The sequence below is a fragment of the Arthrobacter sp. 210 2 genome (assembly GCF_059093025.1).
The window spans coordinates 312,098-333,564 of record NZ_JBNHIE010000002.1 but is presented as its reverse complement, the minus strand read 5'-3'; the positions used below and the strand labels follow the sequence as shown (position 1 = coordinate 333,564).

26 protein-coding genes and 3 riboswitches are annotated in these 21,467 nt (G+C 65.7%); of the genes, 10 read left to right on the top strand and 16 right to left on the bottom strand.

Annotated features, from left to right (window positions below; translation table 11 throughout):
- Positions 1-167 precede the first annotated feature (167 nt).
- Positions 168-1,130 carry a sigma-70 family RNA polymerase sigma factor gene (locus AC5RWA_RS05945; RefSeq protein WP_494056915.1) on the bottom strand — a complete coding sequence of 321 codons (963 nt, stop codon included), beginning with the start codon at positions 1,128-1,130 and terminating at the stop codon, positions 168-170.
- A 144-nt stretch (positions 1,131-1,274) separates the two neighbouring features.
- On the opposite strand from AC5RWA_RS05945, the gene AC5RWA_RS05940 reads away from it, so the two are divergent.
- Positions 1,275-2,315: an NAD-dependent epimerase/dehydratase family protein gene (locus AC5RWA_RS05940; protein WP_494056914.1), complete on the top strand. Its 1,041-nt coding sequence runs from the start codon at positions 1,275-1,277 to the stop codon at positions 2,313-2,315.
- Positions 2,316-2,363: 48 nt separating this feature from the next.
- On the opposite strand, the gene AC5RWA_RS05935 is transcribed toward AC5RWA_RS05940, so the two are convergent.
- Positions 2,364-3,008 (bottom strand): hypothetical protein, encoded by a 645-nt coding sequence (locus tag AC5RWA_RS05935; RefSeq protein ID WP_494056913.1) that lies wholly within the window; start codon positions 3,006-3,008, stop codon positions 2,364-2,366.
- 184 nt (positions 3,009-3,192) lie between these two features.
- Here AC5RWA_RS05935 and AC5RWA_RS05930 point away from each other — a divergent pair, with 184 nt between their 5' ends.
- The 6 genes from AC5RWA_RS05930 (at position 3,193) to AC5RWA_RS05905 (ending at position 7,477) form a co-directional block, all read left to right on the top strand.
- Positions 3,193-4,176 (top strand): hypothetical protein, encoded by a 984-nt coding sequence (locus AC5RWA_RS05930; RefSeq protein ID WP_494056912.1) that lies wholly within the window; start codon positions 3,193-3,195, stop codon positions 4,174-4,176.
- On the top strand, positions 4,176-4,607 hold the full coding sequence (locus tag AC5RWA_RS05925; RefSeq protein ID WP_494056911.1) for a phage holin family protein: 432 nt from the start codon (positions 4,176-4,178) through the stop codon (positions 4,605-4,607). Before AC5RWA_RS05930 ends, AC5RWA_RS05925 begins: the two co-directional genes overlap by 1 nt.
- Positions 4,604-5,266 carry a DUF3618 domain-containing protein gene (locus AC5RWA_RS05920; protein WP_494056910.1) on the top strand — a complete coding sequence of 221 codons (663 nt, stop codon included), beginning with the start codon at positions 4,604-4,606 and terminating at the stop codon, positions 5,264-5,266. The genes AC5RWA_RS05925 and AC5RWA_RS05920 overlap by 4 nt, the downstream gene beginning before the upstream one ends.
- 109 nt (positions 5,267-5,375) lie before the next feature.
- Positions 5,376-6,572 (top strand): YihY/virulence factor BrkB family protein, encoded by a 1,197-nt coding sequence (locus AC5RWA_RS05915; protein ID WP_494056909.1) that lies wholly within the window; start codon positions 5,376-5,378, stop codon positions 6,570-6,572.
- A 331-nt stretch (positions 6,573-6,903) separates the two neighbouring features.
- Entirely contained in the window at positions 6,904-7,161 is a 258-nt protein-coding gene (locus AC5RWA_RS05910) for a hypothetical protein (protein ID WP_494056908.1), read from the top strand.
- A 139-nt stretch (positions 7,162-7,300) separates the two neighbouring features.
- Positions 7,301-7,477, top strand: a complete 177-nt coding sequence (locus tag AC5RWA_RS05905) for a CsbD family protein (RefSeq protein WP_494057076.1) — start codon at positions 7,301-7,303, stop codon at positions 7,475-7,477.
- A gap of 78 nt (positions 7,478-7,555) precedes the next feature.
- Here AC5RWA_RS05905 and AC5RWA_RS05900 read toward each other — a convergent pair whose 3' ends face one another.
- From AC5RWA_RS05900 to AC5RWA_RS05890, 3 genes are all read right to left on the bottom strand, one after another.
- Positions 7,556-8,032, bottom strand: coding sequence for a Dps family protein (locus AC5RWA_RS05900; RefSeq protein ID WP_115524103.1), 477 nt, complete (start codon positions 8,030-8,032; stop codon positions 7,556-7,558).
- Positions 8,033-8,141: 109 nt separating this feature from the next.
- The gene (locus tag AC5RWA_RS05895) at positions 8,142-8,819 is read right to left on the bottom strand and encodes an O-methyltransferase (RefSeq protein ID WP_494056907.1); all 678 of its coding nucleotides are present in this window, start codon (positions 8,817-8,819) and stop codon (positions 8,142-8,144) included.
- A gap of 74 nt (positions 8,820-8,893) precedes the next feature.
- The gene (locus AC5RWA_RS05890) at positions 8,894-9,217 is read right to left on the bottom strand and encodes a thiamine-binding protein (RefSeq protein ID WP_494056906.1); all 324 of its coding nucleotides are present in this window, start codon (positions 9,215-9,217) and stop codon (positions 8,894-8,896) included.
- Positions 9,218-9,336: 119 nt separating this feature from the next.
- On the opposite strand from AC5RWA_RS05890, the gene AC5RWA_RS05885 reads away from it, so the two are divergent.
- Both AC5RWA_RS05885 and AC5RWA_RS05880 read left to right on the top strand, forming a co-directional pair.
- On the top strand, positions 9,337-9,984 hold the full coding sequence (locus AC5RWA_RS05885) for a TetR/AcrR family transcriptional regulator (protein WP_079598600.1): 648 nt from the start codon (positions 9,337-9,339) through the stop codon (positions 9,982-9,984).
- Between the two features lie 176 nt (positions 9,985-10,160).
- Positions 10,161-10,385, top strand: a complete 225-nt coding sequence (locus AC5RWA_RS05880) for a hypothetical protein (protein ID WP_079598601.1) — start codon at positions 10,161-10,163, stop codon at positions 10,383-10,385.
- Positions 10,386-10,485: 100 nt separating this feature from the next.
- Here the strand turns inward: AC5RWA_RS05880 and AC5RWA_RS05875 are convergent, their stop codons facing one another.
- The 7 genes from AC5RWA_RS05875 to AC5RWA_RS05845 form a co-directional block, all read right to left on the bottom strand.
- Entirely contained in the window at positions 10,486-10,782 is a 297-nt protein-coding gene (locus AC5RWA_RS05875; RefSeq protein ID WP_494056905.1) for a hypothetical protein, read from the bottom strand.
- Between the two features lie 84 nt (positions 10,783-10,866).
- Positions 10,867-11,124, bottom strand: a complete 258-nt coding sequence (locus tag AC5RWA_RS05870; RefSeq protein WP_494056904.1) for a hypothetical protein — start codon at positions 11,122-11,124, stop codon at positions 10,867-10,869.
- Positions 11,125-11,264: 140 nt separating this feature from the next.
- Complete coding sequence (locus AC5RWA_RS05865; protein WP_494056903.1) at positions 11,265-11,576, bottom strand: AzlD domain-containing protein; 312 nt, start codon at positions 11,574-11,576, stop codon at positions 11,265-11,267.
- Complete coding sequence (locus tag AC5RWA_RS05860) at positions 11,573-12,403, bottom strand: AzlC family ABC transporter permease (RefSeq protein WP_494057075.1); 831 nt, start codon at positions 12,401-12,403, stop codon at positions 11,573-11,575. Before AC5RWA_RS05860 ends, AC5RWA_RS05865 begins: the two co-directional genes overlap by 4 nt.
- A complete protein-coding gene (locus AC5RWA_RS05855; protein WP_494056902.1) occupies positions 12,400-12,945 on the bottom strand; it encodes a DoxX family protein in 546 nt (181 codons plus the stop codon). The genes AC5RWA_RS05860 and AC5RWA_RS05855 overlap by 4 nt, the downstream gene beginning before the upstream one ends.
- Positions 12,946-13,007: 62 nt before the next feature.
- Positions 13,008-14,372, bottom strand: a complete 1,365-nt coding sequence (locus AC5RWA_RS05850) for a CoA transferase (protein ID WP_494056901.1) — start codon at positions 14,370-14,372, stop codon at positions 13,008-13,010.
- Between the two features lie 8 nt (positions 14,373-14,380).
- Positions 14,381-15,280, bottom strand: a complete 900-nt coding sequence (locus AC5RWA_RS05845; RefSeq protein WP_494056900.1) for a glycerophosphodiester phosphodiesterase family protein — start codon at positions 15,278-15,280, stop codon at positions 14,381-14,383.
- Between the two features lie 49 nt (positions 15,281-15,329).
- Between AC5RWA_RS05845 and AC5RWA_RS05840 the strand changes: the two genes are divergently transcribed.
- Positions 15,330-16,679, top strand: a complete 1,350-nt coding sequence (locus tag AC5RWA_RS05840) for a DUF445 domain-containing protein (protein WP_494056899.1) — start codon at positions 15,330-15,332, stop codon at positions 16,677-16,679.
- A 94-nt stretch (positions 16,680-16,773) separates the two neighbouring features.
- Here the strand turns inward: AC5RWA_RS05840 and AC5RWA_RS05835 are convergent, their stop codons facing one another.
- The 4 genes from AC5RWA_RS05835 to cycA all read right to left on the bottom strand — a co-directional run bounded on the left by AC5RWA_RS05835 (position 16,774) and on the right by cycA (position 20,794).
- Positions 16,774-17,523 carry a LamB/YcsF family protein gene (locus AC5RWA_RS05835; protein WP_494056898.1) on the bottom strand — a complete coding sequence of 250 codons (750 nt, stop codon included), beginning with the start codon at positions 17,521-17,523 and terminating at the stop codon, positions 16,774-16,776.
- Positions 17,507-18,319 carry a hypothetical protein gene (locus tag AC5RWA_RS05830; protein WP_494056897.1) on the bottom strand — a complete coding sequence of 271 codons (813 nt, stop codon included), beginning with the start codon at positions 18,317-18,319 and terminating at the stop codon, positions 17,507-17,509. Before AC5RWA_RS05830 ends, AC5RWA_RS05835 begins: the two co-directional genes overlap by 17 nt.
- Positions 18,320-18,404: 85 nt before the next feature.
- Positions 18,405-19,268: a methylenetetrahydrofolate reductase gene (locus tag AC5RWA_RS05825; RefSeq protein WP_494056896.1), complete on the bottom strand. Its 864-nt coding sequence runs from the start codon at positions 19,266-19,268 to the stop codon at positions 18,405-18,407.
- Positions 19,265-20,794: a D-serine/D-alanine/glycine transporter gene (gene cycA, locus AC5RWA_RS05820; protein ID WP_494056895.1), complete on the bottom strand. Its 1,530-nt coding sequence runs from the start codon at positions 20,792-20,794 to the stop codon at positions 19,265-19,267. The genes AC5RWA_RS05825 and cycA overlap by 4 nt, the downstream gene beginning before the upstream one ends.
- Positions 20,795-20,845: 51 nt before the next feature.
- A riboswitch (glycine riboswitch) is annotated at positions 20,846-20,943 on the bottom strand.
- 1 nt (position 20,944) lies between these two features.
- Positions 20,945-21,043, bottom strand: a riboswitch (glycine riboswitch).
- A 268-nt stretch (positions 21,044-21,311) separates the two neighbouring features.
- Positions 21,312-21,412, top strand: a riboswitch (glycine riboswitch).
- Positions 21,413-21,467 lie beyond the last annotated feature (55 nt).

Here is a 21,467-nt window from a genome sequence, read left to right as displayed (position 1 = left end):
ACAGGGCCGGACGCTTTTCTCGGCTTTCGGACAGAGAAGTTCCGAGCCGTTGAACAGGCAAGATAGGAATTACGGGACTGCTGCTGCTCCTTCGGGGCCGCCTTGGCGTTGTACGCGGGGGTGGTTTCGGGGGGTGGTTTGGCGTGCGGGAAGCGGCTGGCCGGCCGCTACCTGGTCCTTGCCCTGGCACCGATCCGGCGGACCGGAACGTCATCTGCTGCGCGGGCATTCACACTCCGGACGGACCTGCAGGAACCCGTGGAGCCGGCCGCACGGCCAGCGCCGGCACTGAGCCGCGCTTCTCCGCCACCATTGTGGTCATCGCCAGTTCCACCAAGCCGCGAGCTGCTCTCAAGCCGCCGCTGGAGTTCCACCAGCACACGGGCCAGCCTCCGTGAAACCTGCATCTGCGACATGCCCAGCCGCTTTCCCAGTTGCACCTGGGTCTCCTCGCAGAAGTAGCGGCGATAGAGCAGTTCCCTGTCCTCCGCGTCCAGGTCCTGCATGGCGTCGCGCAGGCAGGCCAGTTCTTCCAGCCGTTCGAGCGGAGTATCCGGACACGCCAGCAACTCCCCGATGGACGGAGCGTCCGAGTGCGGATTGACGGCGTCCAGGGAATCCGGGTGCATGCTGCTGGAGGCCGAGATTGCCTCCTGCACTTCCGCCGGGTCCGTCCCGAGCTCCCCGGCCAACTCCTCCACGCTGGGGTTCCGTCCCAGCGCCTGGGTCAGCTCCGGCTCTGCGCGGAACATGCGGGTTCTCAGGTCCTGGATGTGGCGTGGAGGACGGACCACCCACGTGCGGTCGCGCAGGTACCTCTTCAGCTCACCGGTGATGGTGGGGGCTGCATAGGCAGGAAAGCTTTCACCCTTGGACTGGTCAAAGCCGCGGGCTGCCTTCACCAGCCCCAGGTAGGCCACCTGGTTCAGGTCTGCGCGTTCGCGGCCGCGGGCTTCGAACCGCCCAGCAAGGGCCTCCGCGAGGTCCAGGTAGCCCAGGACAAGGTCGTTCTCGAAGGCCTGCCGCAACCGTCCCGAAGAGGCGGTCGAAGCATTCCTGTGCGTAAGTTCTGGTTGTTGTTGGCGGACTGGCGTAACATCCACGGCAAGTGCGGCAAGAGAGTCGGGCATTGTCGTTGGTACCTCCGGTCTGGTTCCGAAAGCCTGCGGCAAGACTTAGCAGTAGGAAATCATAAGCCTGCTTATAAAACAATCCTTCCTGGCTATAGGCTCGGCATGTCAGCGGAAATACCCACCCGCCAAGGAGTATTTTTCATGCGCATCGCCATTACCGGAGCCAGTGGAAATGCAGGAACTGCACTTCTCCGCAACCTTCAGGGCCAGCTGGCCAAAAAGCCCGGAAGCCTGCAGCTGACCGGGATCAGCCGCAGGCTCCCCGACACCTCCCGCGAACCCTACGCGGGCGTCGAGTGGCACACCCTGGATATCGGCGTGGATAGCGACAAGCCACTGTTGGAGTCGGCACTGGCCGGAGTGGATGCCGTAGTGCACCTGGCCTGGCAGATCCAGCCCAACCGGGACCTGGAGCAGCTGTACCGGACCAACGTCAACGGCACCAGGCGCGTATTGGAAGCGGCCAGGACCGCGGGCGTCAAGCAGATCGTCTGTGCTTCCTCCGTGGGCGCCTACAGCAAAGCCCCCAAGGACCGGCGCGTCGACGAGTCGTGGCCGGCAGGGGGCATGGCCGGCTCGCATTACAGCCGGCACAAGGCAGAGCAGGAAGAGATCCTGGACCGTTTTGCGGAAGCAGAGCCCGGCATTGCTGTGGCAAGGCTCCGCCCGGGCCTAATCTTCCAAAGCGAGGCTGGGAGCGAGATCGGCAGGTACTTCCTGGGCCGGGTCATACCCCGGCTCTTGCCCGGCAAACTTAGGGTTCCGCTGCTGCCGGCCCCGGACAACCTGATCTTCCAGGCGGTCCATGCCGACGACGTGGCGGAGGCCTATTGGCGGGCCATCGACCAGCGCGCGTCAGGAGCCTTCAACATTGCTGCCGAGCCTGTACTGACACCCCAGGAACTCGCCCGGATCGTGGGGGCACGGAGAATTCTCCCCGTCCCCATGGGACTGCTCCATGCGGTTGTGGACATCGCGTGGAGGTTGCGGCTGCAGCCTACGGACTCCGGATGGGTGGAAATGGCGGCAGGGGCTCCCATCATGGACACCAGCCGGGCCCGCCGCATCCTGGGATGGGAAGCGAAAACCTCATCCGTCGATGCGGTCAAGGAAGTCCTCGAGGGCATGGGAAAGGGGAAGGGCGTCAGCCCTTCCCCCCTCCTCAAGCCGCGCCGGCCCTGACGGCCTCAGCGGCGCCAGGCCGACCCTACGAAAGCCTGATACCGGCGACTAGATACCATTTCGCGGGTTTTCCCTGTCCCTGCGGGCGGCTGCCTCCCGCGCAGCCTCGGCACGGGCAGCGTCGCTGCGGATCGGATTGCGCCCGTCAGTTTCTGCCGGCGTCCCGTCCTGGCGCGCAGCGTCGATGCGGCGGGCTTCTTCGTCATCCATCCGCCCACGGTCCGCGTGCAAGCCCTCGCCCCGAGCGCCGCCCACTCCACCACCCGGGCCGGTTCCTGGATCCCTGTCCGTTGCGGCGTCCCTGACAGCGTCGTCACGGGTGGCGGCACTCCTCCTGGTGCCGTCCTTCTGGACATCGGGATCCACTTCGTCCGCCTTGCGGGTATGGCTGGCCACGTCAGCGCGAAGGGACTGGGCTTCCCTGGCGGTCGACTCAGCTTCCTGCCGGAGCCGCGCAGCGTCCACCTGAGCCTGTTCCGCATCAGCACGCGCACGGGTGGCCTTAGCCTCGCGCTCCCGGGCGTCCAGTTCCATCTTTTCCGCCTCGCGGCGAATTTCCGCTGCCTTTTCCCGGTGCGCTTCATCGCGCTTTTGCTGCAACGCCTTCCGGCGCCTTCCGGTTAACAGCAGCAGCACAATCAGCACCACTACAACAATGGCGACGACCACCCAAACCCATGGAGCTGTTTCCAAATTACCCACCACTTTCCACTCGATGTGACCGTGCAGGCCTGCGCCATTCCGGCTGACTTCTGGAACCGTTATAACTCGCTTAGCAAGGGTACTTACCTTTTATTAGTAATCATGCTTATTATTTTACGGCCAGTATTGCTGGTTCTTGATCAACAACCGGCCTTCTTGGAAAGAGAGAGCGAAGATGACAGAGAACCAATGGCCCGAGGATCCCGCTTACACGGCTCCCCCGGCCTCTACGGGAATTCCGGGCGAGCGGACTGCCTCCACCTTTCCACCCGCCGCTACTCCTCAGACAGGAGTTACACAGACCGGGGTTACACAGACCGGTGACACCTCCGGGGCGTCCCGAAAGGATGCGGCAAAGGAAGAAGCAGCAGACGTAGCCCGCACGGCAAAAGGCTCCGCTCAGAATGTGGCGCAAACAGCCAAGGAAGAGGCGGCCAACGTTGCGTACGAAGCGAAGAACAGCGCAAAGGATCTCCTCAACCAGGCCAAGTCCGGGCTGAGCAGCCAGGCCGGCACCCAGCAGCAGAAGGCGGCCGAGGGCATCCGCACCATTTCCAGCCAGCTGCAGAGCATGGCTAATGCTCCTGAGCAGCAGGGCGTGGCCAGCGACCTCATCCGGCAGGCCGCGGAGCGCAGCGAGTCCATGGCTTCCTGGCTTGAGAACAGGCAGCCGGGCGACCTGCTCGGCGAGGTCCAGCGCTTCGCACGGAACCGCCCCGGCACCTTCCTGCTCCTTGCAGCAGGAGCCGGCATCCTGGCCGGCCGCCTCACCCGCGGACTCACCGCAGGCGCCCAGGAGAGCTCCACCACCACGCCCCGCACAGCCGGGCTGGCAGGACAGTACTCCGGCACCCCCTACGGCGACCAGTACAGCGAATCCTACGTACCGGCCGGTGGCACCGTCCCGCCCCCGCCGGTTCAGCTCCCTGGCCCGGCTACCACCACGGCAGGGTACGACGGCGGCGCTCCCGGCAGCGTCTACGGTGAGACCGCGCGCCCGGCCAGTGGGCTGGACAGCCCGCAACTGGTCGAGGAACCGTGGTCGGGAAACCAGGTTGCCAATGACCCCTTGGGAGACCGCGATCTCGCCGACGAGCCGATGACCAACGATCCCCTGACCCGCGACCGTCGCGCAGGCGGCCAGTCAGGCGGGCTCTGATGAGCAGTCAGATTCCGGAGCCTCCTCCGACTGAGGCGCATCAGAAGGCGGATAACGCGTCGCTGGGTGAGTTGCTGGGTGATGTGACCCGGGACCTGTCCACCCTGATGCGCCAGGAAGTGGAACTCGCCAAGGCCGAAGCCAAGCAGTCCGCCACCAAGGCAGGGAAGGGCGCCGGGATGCTCGCCGGCGCCGGCGTGGCCGGACACTTCGTCCTGCTCTTCCTGTCCCTGGCGCTGATGTTCGCCCTGGGCGCCCTGATGCCGCTGGGCTGGGCCGCCGTGATCGTCGCCGTGATCTGGGGCATCATCGCCGCGGTCCTGGCCTCAATCGGACGCAAGGAACTCAAGCAGATCAAGGGCATGCCCCAGACCGGCGAAACACTGTCCGAAATTCCCCCAACCCTAAAACCAGGTGAGGTAAACCGATGAGCGATAACCCTGACGCAATCCGTTCAGACATAGAAGCCACCCGCGCACGCCTGGGCACCAACGTGGACGCCGTCGCGGACAAGGTCACCCCGTCCAACATCGTCCACCGCCAGACCGACAAGGTCAAAGACGCTGTCACAGGGGTCAAGGAGAAAATCATGGGAGCAGCAGACACCGCCACCACCCGGGTCCAGGACAGGGTCCACACCGGCACCGAACACACCGGCAACGCCCTGCACAGCACCGGCGACACCCTCCACGGGGCCAAGGACACCGCCGCGGCCAAACTCAGCGACGCCGGCACCGCCATCTCCCACGCACCGGACCAGGTCAAAGCCAAAACCCAGGGCAACCCCCTGGCCGCAGGCCTGATCGCGTTCGGCGCCGGGATGCTCGTCTCGTCCCTGATCCCGGCCAGCCAAAAGGAACGCGAAGCGGCCGACCAGCTCAAGACCGCCGCGCAGCCCCTGGCCACCCAGGTCACCGACGCCGCCAAGGACATGGTCCAGGACCTCAAGGAACCGGCCCAGGAAGCCATGGAAAACGTCAAGGCCACCGCCACCGACGCAGCCCAGAACGTCAAAGCCGAAGGCCAGCACGCCGCCACCGACGTCAAGGACCGCGCCACCGACGCCAAAACCAACGTCCAAAACACCTGACCCGCCACTGGACGCGGCACCAAGAGGCACGAGCACCATCTGAGAGGCCGGCCCCGCCATCCGCGGAGCCGGCCTCTCAGTTTTCGCACCCTTATCGAGAGGACACCCCATGGCCACTCATGACGCATCCGAGACCAGCACTGCCAAGGCAGGCCAGGCCCCGGATCCAAATGATTCACGGAAACCGGACAGCCCCAAGGACCTGGACAAGCCGAACTGGAAGTACATTGCCAAGAAGACCCTGCGGGAATTCAACAAGGACCAGTGTCCCGACCTTGCCGCGGCCCTGACCTACTATGCGGTGCTGTCGCTGTTCCCGGCCATCCTGGCACTCGTTTCACTGATCGGGATTTTCGGGGATCCGCAAAAAACCACCGACGCCCTCCTGCAGATCGTGCGTGGTTTCGCTCCGGCTGAGACGGTCAACACTGTCAGCGGCACGGTCTCGGAACTGGCCAACGCGCCGGCCGCAGGGTTCACGCTGGTCATCGGCCTCGCCACTGCCCTCTGGTCCGCGTCGGGGTACGTAGGGGCTTTCGGCCGCGCCATGAACCGCGTCTACGAGGTGGATGAGGGCCGGGCGTTCATCAAGCTCCGCGGCACCATGCTCGCAGTCACGCTGCTCGCCATTGTGATCATTGCCCTCCTCGCCGGCATGCTGGTCCTCAGCGGCCCGGTCTCCGAGGCCGTGGGCGGGCTGATCGGCCTCAGCGGCGTGTTCCTCACGGTCTGGAACATCGCCAAATGGCCGGTGATGGTGGCCCTGATCATCGTCATCATCGCTGTCCTCTACTACGCCACTCCCAACGTCAAGCAGCCGAAGTTCAAGTGGATGAGCATGGGCTCCGGCATTGCCCTGTTCGTGTTCCTGCTCGCCTCGCTCGGCTTCGGGTTCTACGTGGGTAACTTCGGCAACTACAACAAGACCTACGGCGCACTGGGCGGTGTCATCGTCATGCTGCTGTGGCTCTGGATCCTGAACATGTCGCTGCTCTTCGGCGCAGAGTTCGACGCCGAGATGGAGCGGGGCCGCCAGCTCCAGGCAGGTATCGAGGCGGAAGAGACCATTCAGCTGCCGCCGCGTGACACCAAGAAGAGCGAGAAGCTGCAGAAACAGGAAGAAGAGGACATCAAGCACGGACGGGAACTGCGCGAGAAGTACAGCGCCGATGACGCCCAGGCTGACGATTCAGGTGAGGACCGGAGCTCAGGCCAGGAAACGCAGCCGCACCGCGACCGCGTCCGCGACAAGGTGCAGGACCGCGCCACGCGCGACGACGACGGCCAGGGAAACGGCGGCCGTTAGGCACGCAGCCCAAAGGACTAGGCAGGACCTCCACAATGGGGGAAAATTGTTGTGAAGGTCCTGTTCAAGTTTCCCGGGTTGTCGGCAGCCCAGGGCAAGGCGGGGCCGGCGGTGAGATGGCCTCTTCTGAGACCGAGGCCAGTCCCCCCAGTCGCCGTCGGCCCCCTCGATCCGGTTGAACCGGCGGGGGTCCAAGCACATTTAGAGGGTACGACTGGACAAAATGATCCGTACTGCAATACTTTCATGATTACTCTGCTGGCCCTTTTGGTGCCGGCAGGGCCGCTGAAGCAGATACGGCGGCATCACGGTCGACCCTTAATGAGCGGACATGCCTGCTACACACTTTGAAGACTTTCTTGCCGAAGCAGTTGTCCCAGACAGGGAGCCCGGCCTGGGCCTCGGACGCGACGAGCTTTATGGCCTGTACACCAGCTGGTGCCTGCTCCACAAAGCCCCGCTGCAACCTCCCCAAGCCCTCTGGGAAGCGTTGCAGGAGCAGGGCATCAACCCCGACAGTAACAACCTCTCGATGACGGGTCCTGCCGCGGCTGACTACATCGTCGCCAGCGCTCCTGACCTGGTCTGACATTCCGACCCTTCCCTTGATGGCTTTTTGCAGGTCAGGCGCGTGCGCGCCTCTGTTGCAGTGTTGCGCGTCTGGCTAGCATAAAAGCATGACCGGCGGCATTCTGGTCCGCCGGTCACCAGCCGAAGGGAAAAATGCCATGGGTTTGGATGACAAGATCGAAAATGCCGCCGAGAAATTGGGCGGCAAGGCCAAGGAAGCCTCGGGCCGGGCTACGGATGATCCGGGGCTTGAGTCCGAAGGCAAGATGGACCAGAGCAAGGCCGACCTGAAGCAGGCCGGCGAGAAGGTCAAGGACGCCTTCAAGAAGGAATAGGTCCAGGCACAAGGGCTGCTGCGTTTACCGCAGCAGCCCTTTTTCGTGTCCGGCTTGCCGGGTGAGGGTTCCGGACGCTTACGACGACGGTTCGGTTACCGCAGCGGAGGCGGCCATGATTTCGGCGTTGACCATCCATGCCAGCTGTTCCAGGCGCTCAATGGCGGCGTGCAGCAGGTCGGCACTCGTGGGATCTTCTTCATCAACCTCGTCATGCACGTCGCGCATCGTCTTCACGGCGCGTTCGAGCCTGCCGGTGATCAGCTTGACGGTGTCCTTGGTGGAGGTCAGGCCCTCCGGAAACTCCTCAAGGCGGTTGTCCGCCGTGACCGTGCTGCTGCGTCCGTCGGGAAGGGCATGCAGGGCACGCATCCGCTCCGCTGTCTGGTCCGCGAAGAGCCGTGCGGCAGCAATGATCTCGTCGAGCTGAAGGTGCAGGTCCCGGAAGTTGGTGCCCACCAGGTTCCAGTGCGCCTGCTTACCCTGCAGGTGCAGCTCAATCAGGTCGGTGAGGACCATCTGCAGGTTGCTGGCAAGGGTGGGTGACGCTTTCATCATTTTCCTCCGTTGCGGCCTGTCCGGCTTCCCGTCAGCCGGACGCTTATGCTCAGCATACTTACAATTGCGGTGCGGCCAGTCAAACCGGTCCCAGGCCGGGGACGCGTCAGAGGATGCGGGCCAGCGCGAATCCGTCCCAGCCCTTGGAACCCACCGTTTGGATGACCGTTGCGTCCAGCGCCGGGTGCTCCCCCAGCAGCCGGAGGGCCTCGATGATGCCGGGGGCGTTGACCGGGTCCATGGACGGGTCCAGCACCGCACCTTCCCAAATGGTGTTGTCCAGTACCACGGTGGCACCCGGCCGGCCCAGCCGCACCGCCCACTCCAGGTACTGGCTGTCGTTTTCCTTGTCGGCATCGATGAAGATGAAGTCGAAGGGCTCCCTGTCCTCTTCCTCAAGCGCAGCAAGGGTATCCAGCGCCGGTCCCAGCCGGATCTCCACCTTCTCGCCCAGCCCGGCAGCATCGATGTTCGCCCACGCCACTTCCGCATGCTTGGGCAGGAATTCGCACGTCACCAGGGTGCCGTCGTCCGGAAGGCCGCGGCCCATCCAGATGGTGCTGAAACCGGCGAGGGTTCCGATTTCCAGGATGCGGCGGGCGCCGGACAGCTGGACCAGGAGCTTGAGGAGCTTTCCCGCGTTGGGTGCCACCTCGATGGCCGGCATGCCCGCCTCGGCGGCGGAGGTAATGGCCTGCTGCAGTGCAGGGTCCGGATGAACCACAACGTCAGACAGGAACTTTTCGGTGGCGATCCACTCCGGACGTGGCTTGTGCTCGAACATTGCCACAGTTTGGCACGGAGCGACGTACGGGTCCAGAGACTGACAGGTCCTGGAACTCCCCGGAGGCCTGCGGCTCAGGAACCGTCGGTGAGGGCTTCCTCCAGGCGGTCCACTTTGGCGGTGAGTTCACCGGTGTAGCCGGGCCGGATGTCGGCTTTGATCACCAGGGACACCCGGCTGCCGTACTTCCCCACTGCCTCGGTGGCGCGCTTGACGACGTCGAACACCTCGTCCCATTCGCCCTCGATGGTGGTGAACATCGAATCCGTCTGGTTGGGCAGTCCCGACTCCCGGACGATTTTCACCGCGGCGGCAACGGCGTCGTGCACGGACGCGTCACCAGGCCGGGAACCTTCGCTGGGAACGCCGGAGGGGGCAACGGAAAAAGCAAGCAGCATAAGGCCAGTCTGCCACGCGCCAGGGGCCGGTGCAGGGGCGGATGGGGTGCGTCCGTCACAATGAGCACCTACCCCCCAGTAACGGTGAACGCCTGCAGCTCCGTTGCTAACCTTTTCGCATGAGTCTCGCCGTCGCCCGTAAGCCCCTTCGTGCCGACGCGGCGCGCAACGTGGACAAAATCATCACAGCGGCGCGGCAGTGCTTCCGTGAGTTTGGCCCGGATGTCCCCCTGCAGACCATCGCAGTGACCGCCGGCGTCGGCCCGGCCACCCTCTTCCGGAATTTCGCGGACAAGGAGGAACTGGTCCTTGCCGCGCTGAACCGGCAACTCCGGCTGACCGTGGATCCCGTGATTGACGGCGCCCTGGCGGACATCGACGCCGCTGCGGGCCTGTTCCGGGTACTGGAGGCGCTGATGGATGCTGCCAGCGCGGACGCCAACCTGCTGGGAGCCGTGGCCGGGCGCCGGGAGCTGCTGACCGGCATTTCGGGTTCCCTCATGGAATCCATCAGCGTTTTGCTGGTCCGCGGCCAGGGACAGGGGAGCCTGCGGGCGGACATCTCCATGACCGATATGTTCCGCCTGCTCGCCATGCTGATCGGAGTGGTGGACACCATGGAACCGGGCTCGGACGCCTGGCAGCGTCCGCTGGCTCTGGTGGAAGATGCCATCCGCACCACGCGGCCAAGCCGGCCGCTTCCTGCCCACGTGCCGGTGCCGGCTTCCGCTTCCGCCGCACTACCGGCCGGTATCCTGCCCGGGTAGCTTGCTGCCCACAGGTACGTACCGGCCTTCCTGGCCTCCAACTTCGACCATTGTGGGCGCCCAGCAGGTGCCATAGACTTCTAGAGGGTTACGCAGCCAGCCTCTGTACATTCGAGATGGAGAGCCATCCCCATGAAGCAGTTCCTGCATTTCCGGCGCCCAACGGTCGCAGTGCGATGAACAGTTCCAAGCTGTCGCGCTACCTCAACGATCCGCGGGGGCCTGAAGAGGTCCTTCCCACGCTCACCTCGGGGGAACTGGCGGACCTGCTGGACGGCCTCTACCAGAATCTGGACACTCCCGAACCGGAATTTGGCGCGGAGGCCTGGTACGAAATGGCCGTCGAAGAGAGCTGCCGCAGGAGCGTCTCGCCGGACGGCGCCGCCCACGGAGTGGCATAGCAACTCCCCCGGCCCCTGGGCCACCCGCAATTCCCACCCTGCGCATCAGGGCTTGTTTCCGCGCGCCAGGGCTTCTTTCCGCCAGGCTCTTTTTGGCCTGCTATCCGCGATGTCCGGAGCCGTTGTGTTCAGGGTGCTGGTGGTGTTCGTTGGGGATGTGGTCCTTCGCCTGCAGGAGATGCTGCTGCAGCTTCTCCTCGGCGTCCCGGCGGCGCCGTGCGGTATCACGCATTTCACGGGTGGATTCGGATCCCCGGGGGTCAAGATAGCTGGTGCGGGATTTTGCCTGGGACTCCCCTGCCGGCAGACCCGGCAGTTGCTTTTCGGCGGATTTTTTCCCGGCCTCCCCGGCGTCCCGGGCGTCTTCCGTCTCTACGGGCGGTGACTGTTCGTTCATCTGGTACCTCCTCCTGGCCGCCGTGACATGGTGCGGCCCTTTCTTCAGTCCATCACAGTTGGACTTTTGAATGCTGGCAGGATGTCAGCCGCGGGCAGCGTCTCCCCGCTTACGGATCTCCTGCCGCACCAGGGCCTGAAGCGCCGGAATGGGCGACGACGGATCAAGGTCAAGCGAGTGGCCCAGGCTTTCGGAGAGCTGCTCCAGGTCCTCCGGCGGGACACCGGACAAACCGGCGTAGCGGGCGTAGAAGCGTTTGGGGGGCAGCCCCGCCCGCCGTCGGGCGTTTTTGTGGTGGGGCCTGCCGGCTCTTTCTCCGGCAGCGTGCAGCTGATTGTCCATTGTCGCCATTCGCCGAACTTCCGCGGCCAACTGCATCAGCCGGTTTCATAGTACAGCCGCAGGCACGCATCCGGCGTGACCTGCATCACGCAGATTGCGGCGCGGCACGTCGCATGCTTCCGTCCCGCCCGGATTCGGTGTCAGTTCCACCCGAGCATGCGCAAGAGGGCGGCAGCACCTGCACCTGCGAGGACCGCCACCAGGAACGGGGCCCGGAGCGCCAGGGCTATGGCTGCGGCTGCCAGGGCGCCCAGCCGCGCATCGGCAGCCAGCGCCTGCCCGGACGCCACCGCGTTCACCACGGTCAGGGACGCGAGCAGTCCGATGGTCATGGTGCCGGCGATACGGGACATCCGCGGGTCCTCCAGGAACCGGGCCGGCACGAAGTAGCCCACCAGCTTCCAGGCGTAGGCCAACACACAGGCAAGCAAAAGCCAGAACCAGAGGCTCATGAGTCAGCTCCCGGAACGGTGCCGTCCCGGCGGCGGTACCGGCCGCCGTCGTGATCCTCCTGGCCGCCCTGATCTCCCTCATTTCCCCAATGGGTGTACCGCCCGCCGTCGTGGCCGTGATGCTCGCGGTACGGCTCCACATCCGGCTCCAGGCCCTCGTCGCTGCGGCCATGGCTGAACCAGCCGATCACCGCGGCAACCACGGCAGCCACCAGGATGGGCACGCCGGCCGGAACGAACGGCACGGCGATCACCGTGGCCAGCGCGCACGCCACGGCAATGGCCACCGGCTCGCGGCCCTTGAGCCGCGGCCACAGCAGCGCCAGGAAAGCGGCCACGGCAGCACCATCGAGTCCCCACTGTTTGGGGTCGCCCAGCCCGCTTCCGGCAAACGCGCCCACGGCCGTGAAGAAGTTCCAGAGCACATAGATCCCGATGCCGGCGGCCCAGAACCCCCGGCGCTGCTCCGCAGGATCGGTCTGGCCGGTGCTGGTGGCCGTGGATTCGTCGATGGTCAGCTGGGCGCTGACGTATTTGCGCCAGCCGGTGGGCCGCAGCAGGGCGTTCAACTGCATCCCGTAGATGCCGTTGCGCATGCCCAGCAGCGTGGCGGCACTCATCGCGGCGATGCCGGAGCCGCCGCCGCCCACCACCCCGATGAACGCGAACTGCGAGCCACCGCTGAACAGCAGCAGGCTCAGGGCCATGGTCTGCCAGATGTCGAGCCCGGATGTTACGGACAGCGCCCCAAAGGACACCCCGTACAGACCCGTGGCGATGCTGATGGAGATGCCCACCCGCACTGCCGGAGATACCAGCAGCTTCACCGCAGCAGCCCTGCTGTCAGGCTGGACGGCGCCGCTCTGCGGAGGCTCCACGCCCACAGGATGAGCGGGGCCTGGAGCGGCAGGCGCACCGTATGGATCTTCCGCTGGGCAGGAGTACCGTGCGGACCGTAGGCCCGCCGGAGCGCATCCACATGTCCCGCCAGGAACGCGGTGAACATCGCCGCGAGTCCGGTGGCGGTCGCCGTCCGCGTCCAAGGGACAAGGATCCCGACGGCGGCCGCCAGTTCCAGCAGTCCGCTGGCTGCGATCCATTCCTCCCGTGACAGCGCGGCGAACGGACGTGGAGGCTGCGCACTATGGCGTGGGCCGGCGTCGGGCGTCCCTGCACTTCCGTCTGCGGTGCTGCCTGTGCTGGCGGCGCCGTCTGCGGCTGATGCGTCGTCCCGGCAGAGGTAGCCGGGAACCACCTGGTGGTAAAAACCGGGGTTCCGGAAATGCTGCCTGGCGCTGGCCAGGAGCAGGGCGCTCATGGCCGCGGCGGAGAGGTTCCGGGCAGCCCGGCCGGACCGGGGAGAAGACATGGCTCCACTCAATCACAGGCGCAGCCGGTGGTTGAAACCGCCCGCTCCGCCGTGATGCGTCGTCAGGCCCATGCCAGCCCCGAGCTGCCATAGGGCGGCGGAGGGTTGCGGTAGTCGAGCGGGTGGCCGTCGATCAACAGCGGCGGCCGGACATAGCGCAGCTCCCCGAAGGAGCTGGGCATGGTCCGGTATTCGGGCCCGGGCAATTCTGCAGCCTCCTCAAGGTTCTCAGGCAGGGAGAAGAGCTCTTCGGCGGTCCTGGCCAGGGAGAGCCGGGCTGCTCCGCCCAGGCCTGTCTGCCGGCGGACGGCGAGCAGGGCGACAGCCGCGGCAGCAGCGCCGTACCCGGTGGCGTGGTTTAGCGCCTGGACAGGCAGGGCACCCGGGCGCCATCCGCCGTCGTACTCCTTTCCGTAGAGGTGGGCAATGCCGCTCGCGGCCTGGACGATGCTGTCGAAGCCGCGGCGCGCGCTCCAGGGTCCTGCACCGCCCCAGCTGTCGAGCGTGACCACCACCAGCTCGGGCCGGGAAGCCAGCAGGGCGCCGGCGTGGAGCCCGAAACGGTCCAGAGCCCCTCGGCGGTAGCCGCTGACCACCACATCGGCGTCCGCCAGGAGCTGCTGCAGCCGGCGCTGGTTTTCGGGGGTGCCAAGGTCCGCCTCGGCGCTGCGCTTGCCGAAGCAGGTGTCCACGAACTGGTCGGGAAGTTCGGGCATCGCGGGCGGGTCGATCCGCAGGACTTCGGCACCCAGTGCTCCGAGGAGCCTGGTGGCGACAGGACCGGCGATGACCCTGGTGAGGTCGAGGACCCGGACACCTGCGAGCGGTCGGGCGGGACCTGTGGCATGGCGTGGCGCAGGCGCTGGTGGAAGGTCCAGCCCGGTCAGTTCAAGCCCGTTCCCCGGCTTGTATAGGCCCAGCCCCGCGTGTTGACCATCGGGAAAAGTGACGGAGATCCATGGACCGGAGCCCGCCGCCTGGCCCATTCCGGTGGCGAGCCAGCCACTGCGCGTCCGGACGGCAGCGGCAATGCCGCCGGCGCCCTGGATTTCCGCTTCGGCCTCCAGCCATGTCATCTCCAGGAGGGCGGCATCCACCTCCGCTGCGGCGGTAGCACCGAGCGCCTGCATCAGCCGCTTCTCGTGGTGCGGGTAATTGGCGTGGAGCCGGATCCAACCGTCCTGCGTGCGCCGGAACCCGGACAAAGGCGCGAACCCCTGCAGCTTCCGGCCGGCAATCCGAAGAAGGCCTGAGGAATCGAAGGCGGCTGCGGTCAGCTGTGAGGTGGTGGTGAACCGGCCAGGCGATCCCGCGTAGAGGTTCAGGGCCGCAGCCGCGGTACTCACGGCCCCCAGGGCAAGCCCCTCAACGTCCAGGGGACCTGCCCACCAGCGGCGGGGGCCGCCGTCGGCCGGATGCCTGCTCATGCCAAGTCCTACCTTCCCTGCGGCGAGGCCACCTGCAGCTGGTTCAGCACCCGGGCCGGCACGTTGGTGGTGATCTCATGGATGCCCAGCTCCTGGCAGAGCGCCACGTCCTCCGCGGAATCCACCGTCCACACCCGGAAGCGCCGGCCGGCATCCAGCCAGCGCCGTACTGTGTCCGGATGCTCGCGCACGTAGTCGATGCCCGGGCCTGCAAGGCCTGCCAGCCGCGCGTCCAGGATCCGCTCGGCCTCCAGCTGGGTTGCCTTCATGAGGTTGGCGATGGCTCCGCCGGTGATCAGTCCCAGGCCCAACCCGCCGCGGATCTCGTGGATATTGATGTCGTCCACCAGCTGGCAGATGTATTGCGCCGGCACAGAATGGAGCAGGTGCCGGACGGAGTCCGGGCTGAAACTCATGAATGTCACGGCGATGTTGTCCACCGTTGAGCCTGCCGGGTTCCAGCCTTCGCCCCGGAGTACCTCCAGCACCCGGTCCTCCAGCTTGAGCTGATAGGGACTGGGATGCTTCAGTTCGATGGCGAGCTTTACCGGCCGTCCCGCTCCACGGAGGATATCGAGCAGCTCCGGAAGGGTCAGGAACTGTTCAGAGCGTGCCCCGTAAATCTCCGGGATGCGGGCGCCCTTCCACGACGAAAAGTCCAGGTGGCGCAGCTGGCGCAGGGTCCGCTCGGCCACGGGCCCCGTTCCGTCCGAGGTGCGGTCCAGGTTGGCGTCATGCAGGAGGACCACGTGCTGGTCGCGCGTGAGGTGGACGTCGCACTCGACACCGTCGGCTCCGTCCGCCAACGCCTGCAGGTAGGCGGCGCGGGTGTGTTCGGCGAACGCCGCGCTGGCACCGCGGTGGGCAAAGACCAGGGGCCGCTGCGGCACCGACTCCTCACTTGTCATGGAGACACGGTAGCCGACCACACCCCTGCTGCGGGGCTAGGCTTGGCACATGCAGGTGAACTCTGAGCCAACTACCCAGGAAGCCCCGGCCCAGCCATCCCGCGCGGTGCTGGCGGACGCACAGGCAGGTGCCGCCGCCGTCGGCCGCCAATTCAGCGCCGGCGATGCCGAAAAGGCGGCAGCGCTGCGGAAAATGAAGCTTGTGGCCTTGGGCCTGCTGATCGCCATGGCGGTGGTTTTTGTCTTCGCCTTCGCCCTGCAGAAGGAGTACCCGTGGCTGCAGTACGTGCGGGCGGCGGCGGAAGGCGGCATGGTGGGCGCGCTGGCCGACTGGTTTGCGGTGACCGCGCTGTTCAAGTACCCGATGGGCATCAAGATCCCGCACACTGCCATCATTCCGCGGCGCAAAGACCAGATCGGCGCCTCGCTGGGCGAGTTCGTGGAGACCAACTTCCTCTCCGAGCAGGTGGTGCAGGAGAAGCTGGCCAGCGTCAACATTGCCCGCCGGGCCGGCGAGTGGCTGGCCGCTCCGGCCGGCGCCGACCGGGTGGCCAAAGAGGGTGCGGCGGTCATCCGGGGCCTGTTCAAGGTCCTGAACGACGACGACGTCCAGGCCGTCATCGAGGGAATGGTGCGCAAGCACCTTCTCACTCCGCCGTGGGGACCTCCGGTGGGCAGGATGGCGGAGCGGATTTTCCACGACGGGCACCACCACAAGCTGGTGGACCTGCTGGTGGACCGCGCGGCCGACTGGGTCAGCGAAAACCACGAAACGGTCAGCCGGCTGGTCTCGGAGCGTTCGCCAACCTGGGTGCCGCAGTTCGTGGACGGGCTGGTGGGCGACAAGGTCTACATCGAGTTCCTCAAGTTCGTGCGTGCCGTGCAGTCCGATCCGAACCACCAGGTCCGGCAGTCCATCGACAAGTACCTGAACGACCTTGCCCAGGACCTGCAGCACGATCCTGTGATGATCGCCCGCGCCGAGGACATCAAGGCCCAGGTCCTGGGTGACCCGGAGGTCCGGGAACTCGCGTCGCGCACGTGGGGAACGGTGAAGAACGCCCTGCTCGGAGCGGTGGAGGATCCGGACAGCGACCTCACCATCAAATTCAAGGCAGCCGTCCGCGACTTCGGCTCCAGGCTGGTCAACGACCCCGAACTGGCCGGCAAGGTCAACGCCTGGATCGGCGACGCCGCCGGCTATCTGGTGCGGACCTACAGGTCCGACATTGCCGGGGTCATCACGGATACCGTTGCCCGCTGGGACGCGGAGGAAACCTCGCAGAAGATTGAGCTGCAGGTGGGCAAGGACCTGCAGTTCATCCGGATCAACGGAACGGTTGTGGGGTCCCTGGCGGGGCTGGCGATCTTTACGGTGGCGCACCTGATTTTCGGGTGAGCCAGCTCCTGCACGGCAACGCGGGGTCAGGCAACGCCCAATAAACGGCCTCCGGCGGGCCAGGAGTGACCCCGCGTTGCTTGAGGAGGGCGGCCTACGCGAACGACTCCAGCTCAACGCCGGCTGCCTCGAGTCCTGCCCGGACACCCGCGGCCATCTCCACCGCACCGGGGGTGTCGCCGTGGATGCACAGGGAGTCCGGCCGGACCTGCACCACTGTTCCGTCGACGGCCACCACTTCGCCCTTGGTTGCCAGGCGGACTGCGCGCTCAACGATCGCATCGACGTCGTGCAGGACGGCACCTTCCTGCGAGCGCGGCACCAGCGTGCCGTCGCCCCGGTAGGCGCGGTCCACGAAGGCCTCGATGAACACCGGATGCCCGGCTTCCTGTGCCTGCTTCAGCAGTTCCGAGCCCGGCAGTCCCAGGATGGGCAGCCCGGGATCGTACGCGTTGACCGCTGCAACCACAGCCGAGGCCTGCTCGGCGTCGTGGACCAGCCGGTTGTACAACGCGCCGTGGGGCTTCACGTAGTCCACGGAGGCACCCACGGCGTGGGCAACGCCGTCGAGCGCACCCAGCTGGTACAGCACGTCGCCGAACAGCTCATCGAAGCTTGTGTCCAGGGAGCGCCGACCGAAGCCGGGCAGGTCGCGGTAGCCGACGTGCGCACCCACCGTCACGTCGAGCTCGTAGGCTGCCCGGCAGCTGTCCAGCATGGTGATGGGGTCCCCGGCGTGGAACCCGCAGGCCACGTTGGCGCTGGTCACCAGCTGGAACATCGCGGCGTCGTCTCCCATCGTCCAGGAGCCGAATGATTCGCCGAGGTCAGCGTTGAGATCCAAGTGTGTTGCCTTCCAGCGTCAGGTTGTCCGGAGCGGCAGCGGTGGGCTTAAGCTCCCCGGGAATGGTGTCCGGCATGGGGCCGAACGCTTCCTTGGCGTTGGACACCACCGCGCGGCCCATCATGAGGTTACCTGCTCCACCCACCACAGCCCCGATGCCGAACGGCAGGGCCCTGCCAAACAGTGCCGTGCCCTGGCGCTTGAGGAGGTTTTTGAGGAAAGCCTTCTGGATCCTGCTCCGGATGCTGCTGAATCCCGGCATGGGCATGGACTTGGAGAGCATGCTGCCCCAGGCCCTGGTGGCGTTGACTCCGCTGCCCGCGGCCTGGCCGCTCAGGGTTCCCAGCAGCGCCGTCCCCTCTTCGCCAAGCATGATGGCCATGACCATGGTGCTGGCCTTCTCGGGGTTGGTGAGGCGGATGCCGTGCAGCTCCGCCAGGGACGTCGCGTACAGGGCTGTTGCTTCCAGGAACCCCACGGTGGCGGCAGCGGACAGTCCCAGCGACGCCACCGTTCCCACCCCGGGAACGACGGCGGTAGCGCCCACCACTGCACCCCCGCCGGTGACGGCACGGAGGTAGTCACGTTCCAGGATGTCCGCCAGCTGCGCCGCCGTGGCGCGGGGATGCTTCTTTTGCAGCCGGCGGATGTAGGCCACCACCAGTGGACGCTGAATTTCCACCGCCTTCAGGAGCATGTTGTGGACGCCCGGCTTGGGCTTGCCGTCGGCGTCGAACACCGCGTTGTGGGCGGTTTCCTGTGCGATTCGTACTGCGGGATTGCTGCTCCTGGCCATGGTCACCTTCATTCAAATCGACCTGCAGCGGTGGGCTGCCGTGCTTCTCCATCCTAAGTGGATCAACACTAAGCATGCTTAACTTCTATGACGTGGCCTGGGGGTTTCCATGGACCAGGCTGTTGAAGGTGTACAGGTGCACGCCTGCAATCTCCGGAACATCGCGGAGCTGGTCCAGGATCGGCCGGGGCGAGTAGCTGCTGCCGCTGAGCAGACGGCGGCCGAGCTGCCCCTGCCGGGTGAGGAACTTCAGGGACGGACCGACGCCGATCTTTGCCGCGAGCGCAATGAGCTTGGCACGGGGGACGGCGCCGGGCACCCCCGCCCAGATGGGCAGCTGGACACCTTCGCGCCGGAGGGTTTCCGCGTACCAGCTGATCCGGGGAACGGAAAAGCACATTTGGGTGGTGACGCCGGATGCCAGGTGTTGCTTTTCCAGCAGGGCGTCGAGCATGTGGAGCTCTCCGTGATGCGGGTGCCCTTCCGGGTAGCCCGCCACTCCCGCCGAGATGTCCCCGTCCGAAAGCTCCATGATGTCCTCCAGCAGTTGAAGGGAGTTGCTGTATGGGCCCGCAGCTTCCGCAGCATCACCGCCGATGGCGAACACCTCCGTGATCCCTGCATCCCGGCAGTCCCGCAGCGCGTTTTCCAGCTGCCCGCGGCTCCCGATGCTCCGGGCAGCAAGGTGCGGGACCACGCTGTATCCCATACCGGCCAGCTGCAGCGCCGTCTGCATGGTCCGCGCGATGCCATGGTGCGGCAGGCACGTCACGGTGATGGTGGAGCCCGGAGGAACGTGGGCCCGGACGCCGGCGGTGATGCCCTCCGTCGGGATGATCTCCAGCCGGGTGGGAAGGCTCCTGGCTTCCCGGGACGCCCGCGTATGCGGGTTGGAGCCGGACCGGATGACCCGCTCGCTTGCCGCACCCGTCAGTTCGGTGCCGATCACTTCGGCGCCTGCTCTTTCTGGGGAGTCCTGTCATTCGCTGTCCCCTTGCTGCGGCCCGCTGCAGCCTCATCGGCCCGGAGCTCGGCCTGAAAGACGGCGAAGCGGGCGAGGTGTGCCGGCCGGCGCCGCAGGATGGCCCACGCAACGCCCAGCACAAGGAACCATGCGGGGGTGACCAGCAGCGCGGCAAGGGTGTCGGGCTGGGTGGTGAGGGCCCAAAGGACGAAGGCGAAGAAGGCGAAGATCAGCCACACCACGGGGATGCCGCCGGGCATTTTGAACGCGGACGCCGAGTGCAGGTGCGGGCGGCGGCGCCGGAAGGCGAGATAGCTGGCAAGGATGATGGACCAGACGAAGATGAAGCAGACGGCGGACACGGTGGTGACCATCTCGAAGGCCTTGCCCACGTCCTGGCCGGCATACATCAGGACGACGCCGGAGAGCAGCAGCACGCAGGACAGGAACAGCGCGTTGCTGGGTACTTTCCTCGCGGAGAGGCGGCTGAAGATTCCGGGAGCGTCGCCTTCCTGGGCCAGGCCAAAGACCATCCGGGACGTGGAGTAGATGCCCGAGTTGGCGGAGGACATGGCGGAGCTCAGGACTACCAGGTTGACGACGGTGGCTGCGGCTCCAAGCCCGGCCAGGGAGAACATTCCGATGAATGGGCTATGGCCGGCCGCGAACTGGGTCCAAGGGGTAACGGACATCAGGATGATCAGGGCGCCGACGTAGAAGAGCAGCACCCGGATGGGGATGGCGTTGATGGCCTTTGGCAGGTTCCGTTCAGGATTCTTGGCCTCGGCGGCCGTTGTGCCAACAAGCTCGATGCCCACGAAGGCGAAAACGGCGATCTGGAAGCCGGCCACGAAACCCATGAATTCGTTGGGGAAGAAACCGCCGTGGCTCCACAGGTTGCTGAACCCGGCGGCTCCTGCGTCGCTCTGGAACCCCGTGAAGATCATGAACAGGCCCACGATGATCAGCGCTGCGATGGCGATGATCTTGATGAGGGCGAACCAGAATTCCGTTTCACCGAACGCCTTCACGGTGGCGAGGTTGAGCAGCAGGAGAATGGCGACCGTGGCCAGCCCGGGGATCCACAGCGGCAGTGAGGGCCAGAGTTCCCGGGAGTACCCGGCGATGGCGATGACGTCGGCAATGCCGGTGATCACCCAGCAGAACCAGTAGGTCCATCCCGTGAAGAACCCGGCCCAGGGCCCCAGGAGGTCGGCCGCGAAATCGCTGAAGGACTTGTAGTTCAGGTTGCTCAGGAGCAGTTCGCCCATGGCCCGCATGACGAAGAACAGCATGAACCCGATGATCATGTACACGAAGATCACGGACGGTCCGGCGGCGGAGATGGTTTTGCCTGAGCCCATAAAAAGGCCGGTGCCAATGGCGCCGCCGATGGCGATGAGCTGGATATGCCTGTTGCTGAGCTGCCGCTCAAGGTGTGGCGGTTCGCTGTGTTGGGCTTTGCCTGGGTGTGGTTGGCCGCTGGGGGACGTCGGGGGATGAATCGTCATGAGGAACTCCATCGTTCAAGCAGCACCGTCAGGTGCCGCAAAGATTCGGTTCCTCCCCGCTCTGTACAGGACCTGAGAGTTTCCGCAGCCATCAAGGCGTGCTTGCACCGTCGGTGAGCCAGGACCTGCCTGGCTGCTTTCCAGAGTTGCCTTTCCGCGGCGGTACGGGGGCCTGAGAGTTTCCTGGGGAGGGTTTGCTCCTACGGCGCCTGCTGAATGTACCGGGCAGGACTCTCCCGCCGCAGGTCAAAGGCATTTTAAGTTAGAAGTCGTGATCAGTTGCGGAGCATTTCCAGCCCCATCCCGGCACGGACTGCCCAGAGTAGGTTGAGCCAGTCCGGCAGGGGACGCCGATCACGGGTTCAGTGTGGTTCCGGTCACGAACGATTGTCAAACCCCTGCCCGCAACAACGTAGCGAACCGACTGCTCCCGGCCGTCATGACTGGACGGATTTGCTTTCGAAGCCCTTCAGCCTGTACCTTGTGAGCCGAATCACCCACATTTGAATAAGCCTTTCGAGCTGTGACGGGAGAGTCCTCCCGGAGCAACACCGGGCAGGCGCCGTAGGAGCAAATCCTCCCCAGGAATCTCTCAGGCCCATGTACCGTCACGGCGAGGCGACTCTGGAAAGCAGCCCGGCTATATCCCTTTGACGAGGGGTCCCGGACTCAC